The sequence below is a fragment of the Kitasatospora sp. NPDC059803 genome (assembly GCF_042732255.1).
Classification (GTDB): Bacteria; Actinomycetota; Actinomycetes; order Streptomycetales; family Streptomycetaceae; genus Kitasatospora.
Window position 1 is genome coordinate 1 of record NZ_JBHWIJ010000552.1, and the last position, 1,985, is coordinate 1,985.

The 1,985-nt window shown below is 78.9% G+C and carries 2 protein-coding genes; both read left to right on the forward strand.

What is annotated here, in order from left to right; genetic code table 11:
- Positions 1–1,180: non-ribosomal peptide synthetase (locus tag ACFV6I_RS39400; protein ID WP_380431087.1), on the forward strand; the 1,180-nt coding region annotated here is incomplete at its 5' end.
- Between the two features lie 19 nt (positions 1,181–1,199).
- Positions 1,200–1,985, forward strand: a 786-nt coding sequence (locus tag ACFV6I_RS39405; RefSeq protein WP_380431090.1) for a polyketide synthase, incomplete at its 3' end; no start/stop codon positions are given.

Sequence of the window (1,985 nt, forward strand, 5' to 3'; positions counted from 1 at the left end):
GCGGCCCCTCGCCCCCCCCTGGTACCACCTGTGGGCGCCCCCCCCCCGGCCGGGCGCCGACGACACCCGCGGTCAGGGGTGCTACGGCGGGGAGGCGCTGTCGGCCGCACAGGCCGAGCGGCACCGGGCCGTCCTGCCCGGCACCCGGCTGGTCAACGAGTACGGCGCCACCGAGACCACCGTCACCGTGCTCGCCCAGCCGGTCACGCCCGCGTCGCTCGACCCCGTCCCGATCGGGCGGTCCACCCCGGGCAACCGGATCCACCTGCTGGACGAGCGGCTCGCCCCGGTCGGGCCCGGGCGGACCGGCGAGCTGTACGTGGCCGGGCCGCAGGTCGCCGAGGGCTACGCCGGGCGCCCGGCCGACACCGCGCTGCGCTTCCTCCCCGACCCCTTCGCCACCACCCCCGGCGCCCGGATGTACCGCACCGGGGACCTCGCCTCCGCCGACCCCACCGGGGCGCTGGTGTTCCGCGGCCGGGCCGACGGGCAGCTCAAGGTGCGCGGCGTCCGGGTCGAACGCGAGGCCGTCGAAGCGGCGCTGGAACGCCACCCCGCCGTCCGGCAGGCCGCCGTCCTCGCCGTGACCGGCCCCGACGGCGCCACCGCGCTGGCCGCGTGCTGGCTCCCCGCCGACCCCGCCGCCCCCGCGCCGGACACCGCCGAACTGCTGGCGCACTGCACCGCCCTGCTCGGCGGCCAGGCCCGGCCGGAGCGCTTCGTCCGGGTGGCCGGCTTCCCGCTCGCGCCGTCCGGCAAGACCGACCTCCAGGCGCTGCGCGCCCTGCTCGCCGAAGGCTCCGGAGAGGCCGGCGGGCCCGGCGAGCCCGCCGGGGCGGACGGGGCCCCGCAGCTCGTGACGCGCTACTGGACCGAGGTCCTCGGGCACGGCGACTTCGGACCGGACGACGACTTCTTCGCCGTCGGCGGCAACTCGCACCGGATCGTCGAACTCCACCTGCGCCTCGAAGGCCGCTGGCCCGGCGCCGTCCGCGTCGGCCGGCTCTTCGACCTGCGCACCGTCGCCGAGCAGGCCGCGGCCGTCGCCCCGGCGGCCGTCACCCCGGAGGCTGCCACCTCGGAGGCCGTCGCCCCGGAGGCCGCCACCCGGGAGCCCGTCGCCCCGGCGGCCGGACCGCCCACGGGCGGCGCCCGGCCCGACGCCGCGTACGAAGTCTGACGAACGGGAGAGAGCAGCAGTGACCAGGACCCCAGCGACGGCCCCCGCCGACACCGACATCGCCGTCGTCGGCATCGGCGCCCGCTTCCCCGACGCCGACGACCTGGCGGCCTTCCGGGCCAACCTCGCCGCCGGCCGGGACTCCGTCGGGGACATGCCCGCCGCCCGGGCCACCGCCACCGGACTCGACCCGGACGCGGGCTACCTGCCGATGGGCCACCTCGCCGACGTCCACACCTTCGACCACGCCTTCTTCGGCCTCTCCCGGCGCGAGGCCGCCCTGATGGACCCCCAGCAGCGGATCGCGCTGGTCCTCGCCCACCAGGCCGTCGAGGACGCCGGCCACGCCGCGAGCGCCCTGCGCGGACGCCAGGTCGCGGTGGTGCTCAGCGCCGCCGCCTCCGGCTACCTCGGCGCCGCCACCGAGCCCGGCCCGCTCAGCGCCCTCGGCAACGTGCCCTTCGCGCTGCCCGCCCGGATCGCCCACGTGCTCGGCTTCGAAGGCCCCTGCTACGCCGTCGACACCGGCTGCAACGGCTCGCTCGTCGCCGTCCACCAGGCCTGCCGCGAACTGCGCGACGGCGAGGCCGAGTACGCGCTCGCCGGCGGCTTCAGCCTGCGCCCCGGCGGCCTGCCCGCCCGGCAGACCGAAGGCATGACCGAACTCGTCTCCCCGAGCGGCCGCTGCCGGGCCGGGGGAGCCCACCCCCCCCGCCACCCCCCCGGCGCGGGGGGGGCCCGGCGCCCCCCCACGCCGGTGGACCTGACCACGGCCGCGACGGGCGAGAACTTCCGGATCGCGCTG